Below are 7,456 nucleotides of genomic sequence, written 5' to 3' on the forward strand. Positions count from 1 at the left end.
GGACCACCGCGCCACCCCGTGGCCCCCGTCAGAGAGCCAGCCACACCGCCGTGTCGCCGGGCAGCAGGCCGCTCTCGAGCGGGCCGCTGGCGAGGATCACCCCGCTGTGCTCGGGCAGCACCACCAGGTCCGGGGAGAGGTTGACCACGCAGCGCAGTCCGGGGGCGCGGGTGAAGGACAGCACCGCGGAGTCGGTCCCGGAGTCCCAGGTCATCGCGCCGTCGCCGAGAGCCGGGTGCTCGGCGCGGATCCGCAGGGCGGCCCGGTAGAGCTCCAGCATCGAGCCGTCGGCGCCGCGCTGGGCCTCCTCCGTCAGCTCGCGCCACGCCGCGGGCTGCGGCAGCCACGGCTGCGCCCGCGCGCCCCCGGGGCTGTAGCCGAAGGGTGCGCTGACGCCGGACCAGGGCAGCGGGACCCGGCAGCCGTCGCGGCCGCGGTCGGTGTGTCCGGACCGCTCCCAGGTGGGGTCCTGGAGCAGTGCGTCGGGGAGGTCCTCGACCTCCCACAGCCCCAGCTCCTCACCCTGGTAGACATAGGCGCCGCCGGGCAGCGCGAGGGTGAGCAGGGCGGCGGCCCGGGCCCGGCGGGTCCCCAGCTCCAGGTCGAACGGCACGTCGGTGGCGAGCTCGCTCAGGGAGCGCACCGGGCCGTCCGGCTGCGGCCGGCCGTACCGGGAGACGTGCCGGGCGACGTCGTGGTTGGAGAGCACCCAGGTCGCCGGGGCGCCCACCGAGCCGAGTGCGGCGAGGGAGGTGTCGATGGCCTCCCGCAGCCGGTCGCCCCGCCACGGCGCGGTCAGGTAGTCGAAGTTGAAGGCGGTGTGCAGCTCGTCGGGGCGGACGTAGCGGGCCAGCCGTTCCGGGGCTCCCGTCCAGGCCTCGGCGACGAACGCCCGCTGCTCCGGGTAGGAGTCGGCGACGGCTCGCCAGCCGCGGAAGATCTCGTGGACGCCCTCACGGTCCCAGTGCGGGTGGTCGGCGTCGGCCGCCGAGCCGATGCCCTCGATGTCGGAGGGGCCGAGGTCGGGCAGGCCCGGGTCCTTGTCGAGCGCGTGGGCCACGTCGATCCGCACGCCGTCGACGCCGCGGTCGAACCAGAACCGCAGGATCGACTCGAACTCCGCCCGGACCTCCTTGTTGTCCCAGTTGAGGTCGGGCTGCTCCGGCGCGAAGAGGTGCAGGTACCACTGGCCCGGGGTGCCGTCGGGTTCGGTGACACGGGTCCAGGCCCCGCCGCCGAAGACGCTGCGCCAGTTGTTGGGCGGCAGTTCGCCGTCGGTGCCCTTGCCGTCGCGGAAGTGGTAGCGCGCCCGGGCGGGCGAGCCGGGGCCCTCCGCTACCGCCTGCCGGAACCAGGCGTGCCGGTCGGAGGTGTGGTTGGGGACGATGTCGATGACGACCCGCAGGCCGAGGTCGTGTGCCTCCTCGATCATGGCCTGGGCGTCGTCGAGGGTGCCGAAGGCCGGGTCGATGTCCCGGTAGTCGGCGACGTCGTAGCCGCCGTCGGCCATGGGCGAGGTGTACCAGGGGTTGAGCCAGATGGCGTCGACCCCCAGCCCGGCCAGGTAGGGCAGCCGCTCGCGCAGCCCGGTGAGGTCACCGATGCCGTCGCCGTCGCCGTCGGCGAAGCTGCGGATGTACACCTGGTAGATGACCGCGCTGCGCCACCAGTCGTGACCGGCGGCGGGGGGCTGGGCATGGGACACGGACGTCTCCTTGGGGGTTGCGGGGAGGCGCGGCGAGGTCACTTCACGGCTCCTGCGGTCAGGCCGGCGATGATCCGGCGTTGGAAAACGAGGACGAGGACGACGAGGGGCACGGTGACGACGACGCCGGCCGCCATCTTGGTGCCGTAGGGGACCTGGAATCCGGAGGTCCCGTTGAACTGGGCGATGGCGACGGTCGCCGTGCGCATCGAGGACCGGTTGACCATCGACAGCGCGATGATGAATTCGTTCCAGGCGCCGATGAACGTCAGGATCGCGGTGGTGAACACGCCGGGCGCGGTGAGCGGGAGGATGACCTTCCGGAACGCCTGGCCGGGGGTGCAGCCGTCCACCATGGCCGCCTGCTCCAGCTCCCTCGGCAGCTGCCGGAAGAAGGCGGTGAGGTTCCAGACGGCGAGCGGCAGCGCGAACGACAGCGACGGCAGGATCATCGCCTGGTAGGTGTTCACCCAGTGCAGGTTGTTGGTGAACAGCTTGAGCAGCGGCACCACGAGGGAGATCCCGGGGAACATCGAGGTGGCGATGACCACCGCGAGGACGAGGTTCCTGCCCCGGAACTCCAGGCGGGCCAGCGCGTACGCGGTGAACGTGGCGATCACCAGGGTCAGGACGGTGGTGGCGCCGGCGACGATCAGGCTGTTGAGCAGGGCGCGGCCGAATCCGTTGCCGGGTTCCAGCACGGCCCGGTAGTTCTCCAGGGACCAGGGCGACGGCAGCAGGGACGTGGAGAACAGGTCCGAGGTGCGCCGGAAGCTGGAGACCGTCATCCAGTAGAACGGCGCCAGGCAGTACACGACGATCAGTGCCATGCCGAGCAGGCTCAGCAGGGTCCTGCGGGAGGGGACCGGGAGGCTCCAGGGCCGGGTCCGGGTCCGGGCGGCGAGGCTCATGCGACCGCTCCCTTCGCCGCGGCACGGCGCCGCAGCAGTCCGGTGCGGCGCCGGCCGGGGGTCCGGCCGCCGTCGTCCGAGGAGAAGACGTCCGCGCCGAGGAGGCGGACGAAGACGAACGCGACCGCGGCGACGTAGAGGAAGAGCAGCACCGCGTAGGCGGCGGCCGGCCCGTACCGGGTATTGGCGGCCTCGTCGAAGGCGAGCATCGACAGGGTCTCCACGGAGTCCTTGCGGGCCCCGATGAGCACGAAGGGCAGGTCGAACATCCGCAGCGCGTCGAGCAGCCGGAACAGGACGGCGACCAGCAGGACCGGGCGGAGCAGCGGGAGGGTGATCCGGAGGAAGCCCTGCCAGGCGGTCGCACCGTCGACCCGGGCCGCCTCGTGCACCTCGGCCGGGATGAGCTGGAGCCCGGCGAGCACCAGCAGGCCGACGAAGGGGGCGGTCTTCCAGGTGTCGGCGACCATGACGGCGACCGCCGCCTGAAAGCCGTCGGTGGTCCACAGCACCTGCTCGCCCAGGAGCGCGTTGGCCGCCCCGTCGGCCTGGAATATCCACTGCCACAGCAGTGCGGAGACCACGGTGGGAATCGCCCATGGCACCAGGATGCCTGCCCGGACCAGAGCCCGGCCGCGGACGGCCTTGTGCATCACCAGGGCCATCACGATGCCGAGCACGGTCTCGATGAGCACGGTGGTGACGGTGAAGAACGTGGTGTTGGTGAAGGCGTTCCAGAACCGCTCGCCCGCCTCGCCGCGGAACAGGGCCAGATAGTGCTCCAGGCCGACGAACCGCTCGCCGGTGCGCACGAAACCCGAACCGTCCAGCCCGGAGTTCTTGTCGAACACGGACTCGCGGAGCGCGGCGAGGACCGGGTATCCGGCGACGAGAGCCAGCACCGCGATGGTCGGCGAGATGAGGATCGCGGCGAGCCGGCCGGTGCCGCGGCGGCGCTGCCGTGCCGGGGGCGGTGGCGTTCGGGGCGGCCGGGTGGCCGGGGGCGGCGGGGCCGTCAGAGCAGGCATGGACGTTTCACCTCGAGAGTTGCACGGGGACGGCGGCGTGGGGCCGGGCCGCACGCGGGCGGGGACGGGCCCGCCCGGGGCCCGGCCGGGCCGGTCAGGGGCTGCTGTTGATCCGCTGGAGCTTCCGCTGCAGCTCGGCCAGCGCCTTCTTGGGCCGGACCTCGCCGCTCAGCGCGCCGTAGGCCGCCTCCTGGATCGCCGCGGTGGCGTCCCCGTAGCGGACCACGCGTGGCCGCGGCTCCGCGCCGAGGATCGACTTCTTGAGGACGGGCAGGTAGGGGTACTTGTCGACGAGCTTCTTGTCGTCGTAGAGCGCGGTGCGGGTGGGGGCGTTGGAGCTCAGCAGCAGGTTCTCCCGCTGCATCCGCTCCCCGGTCATGAAGCGGATGAAGTCATGGGCGGTCGCCTTGTTCCCGGCGGCCGAGCTGATGGCCAGGTTGTGGCCGCCGAGGCTGGAGACGCCGGGCCCGTCGAGTCCGGGCAGCGGCGCGACGCCGAACCTGCCGGCCACCTTCGAGGAGCCGTCGTCGGCGTTGGCCAGGGTCCACTGGTAGGGCCACTGCCGGTGGAAGACGAGCCGGCCCTGCTGGAACGCCTGCCGGCCCTGCTCCTCCTTGAAGGTGATCGCCTTCTTGGGGATCATCCCGTCCCGGACGCCGTCGGCGAAGAACCGCAGGCCCTTCAGTGCCTCCGGGGAGTCGGCGTGCGGGCGCCCACGCCCGTCGACGAGTGAGCCGCCGGCGCTCTCGACCATCTCGGCGAAGTTCACCGTCAGGCCCTCGTACTTCTCGAACTGGCCCGCGTAGCAGGACATGCCCTTCGCCTCGGGGAGCTTCCGCACCGCGGCGCAGGCCTTCTTCATCCCGGCCCAGGTGCGCGGCGGCTTCGCGCCGGCCTTCCGCAGCAGGTCCTTGCGGAAGTAGAGGAGTCCGCCGTCAGAGGTCCAGGGCGCCGCGTACAGCTGCCCCCGGTAGGACGCGCCTTCCAGCGTCGGCTCGAGGAACGCGCCGGTGTCCACGCGGTTCTCGGGGAGCGGCACCACCCAGCGGTTGGCCGCGAACTCCGCGGTCCACACCACGTCGAGGTTGAGCACGGAGAACTCACCGGACTTCAGCTCGGCGTCCTGGATCATGCGCTGCCGCTGCTCGTCGGGTGAGTCGGAGAGTTCGACGACCCGCACCCGCTCCTTGGGGTGCGCCGCGTTCCAGCGGTCGATGACCTTGAGCAGGACGCCGCTGTTGTCCTTGCCCGTGGCCAGCGTGATCGGCCCGCGGCCGGTCAGCGCGGCCTCGCCCTGGTCCGCGGGACTGTCCCCGCCGGTCCCGGTTCCACACGCGGTGAGCGCGCACGCGGTCAGTGCCGCGATACCCGCTCTTGGCAGCCAGTGCCCCATGGTCACTCCCTCACTCGCACGCCCCTGTGGCGGCTCGCCGTCGGCGCAGTGACGGAAACACTAGAAACCGCACTGAGAGAAGTCCACGGTTACCGGCAAGTTTCTTCCATGATTCTGCAAGAACGCGTCATCCCATGAAAGTGGTGGTGGAGTGAGGGTGGGATCCGCCACCTCGGACAGGGCGGGGCGGAGGCCGGTGACATCGGCCCGCCGGCCGATCGGGCGCTGCGGCGGGGCACACCGCACGCCGGGGGCGTCGGGGCCGCCACGTGTCGCACCGGCATACACGAGAGCCCCCGCCGACGGCGGGGGCTCTTCACGGGTGCGGGCGAAGCAGGAGAGGGGCGCGGGCGGGCGTCACCGGCGGCGGCCGGGCCGCCTGCGGCGGGGCTCAGCCGCCGTTGCGGGGGTCAGCCGCCGTTGCGGGAGGGGCCGACACCCGTGCTGCCCCGCACCACCAGCTCCGGTTCGAAGAGCATCTCCTCCGGACGCGCCTGGGTCCCGGAGATCTGACCGAGCAGCAGGGAGACCACGGCCTGCCCCATGGCGTCGACCGGCTGCCGGACCGTCGTCAGCGGCGGATCCGCGAAGGGCATGAAAGAGGAATCGTCGTACCCCACTACGGAGACGTCTCCTGGCACGTCGAGCCTGGCGCGGCGGGCCGCCCGGACCGCCCCCAACGCGATCACATCGCTCCCGCAGACCACACCGGTGACACCCCGCTCGAACAGCCGCAACGCGGCCGAGGTGCCGCCCTCCAGGGTGTACATGGTCTGCACGATGTCGGCGTCCGCGTCGGTCACACCGACGTGCTCCCGGACGGCCGCCCGGAACGAGGCCATCTTGCGCGCCGCCGGGATGTGACCCTCGCCGCCCACGGCCAGGCCGATCCGGGTGTGCCCGAGCGAGGCGAGGTGCCGGACGGCGAGCTCCACCGCCAGCGCGTCGTCGCACGACACACAGGGGATCTTCAGCTCCTCGATCATGCCGTTGACGGCCACGACCGGAAGTCCGCGGTCGGCCAGCCGGGCGTAGTGCTCGTGGTCGGCGGCCCGCTCCGCGTGCAGACCGCAGACGAAGACGGCCCCGGCGACCTGGTGTTCCAGCAGCATGTCGACGTAGTCGCGCTCGTGCACCCCGCCCAGCGTGCCGGTGCACAGCACGGACGTGAACCCGCGCTGGGCCAGCGTTCTGCCGATGACCTCCGCGAACGCCGGAAAGATCGGGTTCGTCATCTCGGAGACCACCAGGCCGACGAGACGGTTGGCCCGTCCGCGCAGCTGCGGCGGCCGTTCGTACCCCAGCACGTCGAGCGCGGTCAGCACTGCCGCGCGGGTCGACTGCGAGACACCCGGCTTCCCGTTCAGGACCCGGCTCACCGTCGCCTCGCTGACACCCGCGTACCCCGCGACCTCCACCAATCGACTCACCATGCCGCAAGCCTATGACAGATTTCTTGCGGTCTTTGCGGTTCCCTTGCATCGGAGGTGCCTCCGCCGCACGGCGCCTGCCGGCCGCGCACGTCCCCGCCGCCGCCGTGCCGAGTGGGCGACCGTCAGGCTCGGCGGGCCCGACCACCGGCGGGAGCGCGCGGCGCGGGCGGACGGAGCCCGCGCACGGCCGCACGTCCACCGCCCGAACCGCCTAACCTGGGGTCCGCCCCTGCCGGTTCGACCCGAGACCGAGGCCCGCATGACGACGACCGGCACGACCACGACCGGCACGACGGCCTCCGGCCGGTCCGCGTCCGAGCGCCGCCCCCTGGTCGTGGTGACGGGCGTCTCGGGTTCGGGCAAGACCACGGTCGGCCGGATGCTCGCGGAGCGGCTGGGCGTCCCGTACGCCGACGCGGACGACTTCCACCCGCCGGAGAACATCGCCAAGATGTCCGCCGGCACACCGCTGGACGACGCGGACCGGCTGCCCTGGCTCGACGCCATCGGCGCCTGGCTGGCCCGCCACGCGGAGCACGGCGGGGTGGCCAGTTGCTCGGCGCTCAAACGGCGCTACCGGGACCGGCTGGCCGGCTGCGCCCCCACGGCCTTCTTCGTCCACCTCGACGGCTCGCCGGAGCTGATCGAGGCCCGGATGCGGGCCCGCAAGGGGCACTTCATGCCGCCGGCCCTGCTGCGCTCACAGTTCGCGGATCTGCAGCCGCTGGCGGTGGACGAGAACGGGGCGACGGTGCCCATCGGCGGCACCGCGGAGGACACCGTGCGCCGGGCCCTGGCGGTCCTGCCCGGCGTCGGCGCCTGAGCCGGGGACAGCGAGGCCACCCCACGGCAGGCCTCAACAGCCACGTCCACAGCGACAGCGACAGCGACAGCGACAGCGAACAACGGCGCGGCCCCACCGCCGAGTCGGCCGCCCCGCCGCGCTCCCTCGGGAGCTCTCTGCCGTCGAGCGCTCTCTGCCATGC

The 7,456-nt window shown here is 72.5% G+C and carries 6 protein-coding genes; 1 reads left to right on the forward strand and 5 read right to left on the reverse strand.

Features of this window, described 5'->3' with window-relative positions:
• Positions 1-28: 28 nt before the first annotated feature.
• The 5 genes from AC3EQ1_RS28595 to AC3EQ1_RS28615 all read right to left on the reverse strand — a co-directional run bounded on the left by AC3EQ1_RS28595 (position 29) and on the right by AC3EQ1_RS28615 (position 6,470).
• Positions 29-1,705 carry a glycoside hydrolase family 13 protein gene (locus tag AC3EQ1_RS28595; RefSeq protein WP_432097222.1) on the reverse strand — a complete coding sequence of 559 codons (1,677 nt, stop codon included), beginning with the start codon at positions 1,703-1,705 and terminating at the stop codon, positions 29-31.
• A 38-nt stretch (positions 1,706-1,743) separates the two neighbouring features.
• Positions 1,744-2,616 (reverse strand): carbohydrate ABC transporter permease, encoded by an 873-nt coding sequence (locus AC3EQ1_RS28600; protein WP_432097223.1) that lies wholly within the window; start codon positions 2,614-2,616, stop codon positions 1,744-1,746.
• Entirely contained in the window at positions 2,613-3,644 is a 1,032-nt protein-coding gene (locus AC3EQ1_RS28605; protein WP_432097224.1) for a carbohydrate ABC transporter permease, read from the reverse strand. The genes AC3EQ1_RS28600 and AC3EQ1_RS28605 overlap by 4 nt, the downstream gene beginning before the upstream one ends.
• Before the next feature lie 94 nt (positions 3,645-3,738).
• The gene (locus AC3EQ1_RS28610) at positions 3,739-5,037 is read right to left on the reverse strand and encodes an ABC transporter substrate-binding protein (RefSeq protein ID WP_432097225.1); all 1,299 of its coding nucleotides are present in this window, start codon (positions 5,035-5,037) and stop codon (positions 3,739-3,741) included.
• A 410-nt stretch (positions 5,038-5,447) separates the two neighbouring features.
• A complete protein-coding gene (locus AC3EQ1_RS28615; protein ID WP_432097226.1) occupies positions 5,448-6,470 on the reverse strand; it encodes a LacI family DNA-binding transcriptional regulator in 1,023 nt (340 codons plus the stop codon).
• A gap of 259 nt (positions 6,471-6,729) precedes the next feature.
• Here AC3EQ1_RS28615 and AC3EQ1_RS28620 point away from each other — a divergent pair, with 259 nt between their 5' ends.
• Positions 6,730-7,293: a gluconokinase gene (locus AC3EQ1_RS28620; protein WP_432097227.1), complete on the forward strand. Its 564-nt coding sequence runs from the start codon at positions 6,730-6,732 to the stop codon at positions 7,291-7,293.
• Positions 7,294-7,456: the final 163 nt, after the last annotated feature.

The sequence above is a fragment of the Streptomyces sp. bgisy100 genome, assembly GCF_057709105.1.

Excerpts from the sequence above, each read along its gene's own strand:
- AC3EQ1_RS28615 (WP_432097226.1), bottom strand. The coding sequence starts at position 6,470 with ATGGTGAGTCGATTGGTGGAGGTCGCGGGGTACGCGGGTGTCAGCGAG.
- AC3EQ1_RS28610 (WP_432097225.1), bottom strand. The coding sequence starts at position 5,037 with ATGGGGCACTGGCTGCCAAGAGCGGGTATCGCGGCACTGACCGCGTGC.
- AC3EQ1_RS28605 (WP_432097224.1), bottom strand. The coding sequence starts at position 3,644 with ATGCCTGCTCTGACGGCCCCGCCGCCCCCGGCCACCCGGCCGCCCCGA.
- AC3EQ1_RS28620 (WP_432097227.1), top strand. The coding sequence starts at position 6,730 with ATGACGACGACCGGCACGACCACGACCGGCACGACGGCCTCCGGCCGG.
- AC3EQ1_RS28600 (WP_432097223.1), bottom strand. The coding sequence starts at position 2,616 with ATGAGCCTCGCCGCCCGGACCCGGACCCGGCCCTGGAGCCTCCCGGTC.